General features: G+C 41.5%; 1 protein-coding gene. It reads right to left on the reverse strand.

What is annotated here, in order from left to right; translation table 11 throughout:
- Positions 1 to 272: hypothetical protein (locus tag ACVCZW_RS00115; RefSeq protein WP_452231293.1), on the reverse strand; the 272-nt coding region annotated here is incomplete at both ends.

Consider the following 272-nt stretch of genomic DNA (forward strand, 5'->3'; position numbering starts at 1 on the left):
ATTACTGTTTCTGTACTATTTGCTACACAGGCTGTTCCCGTGGTTGTATATTCTATAGTATACGTGACTCCGGAAACACCATTAGTCACTTCTCCAGTTACTCCGTTTATTATTGCCCCATCGGTTGGTACAGGATTAAACGTAAAACCCCCACCAAAATCTCCAGTAATATTTGCGGTTCCGCCATCACAAGTTGCTGTTGTATTAAAAGAAGCATTTCCAGACGTTAAAACAGTTACCGTTTGTGTGCTATTTATTCCGCAGGTTCCTGG

The organism is Lacinutrix sp. MEBiC02595 (genome assembly GCF_053601555.1).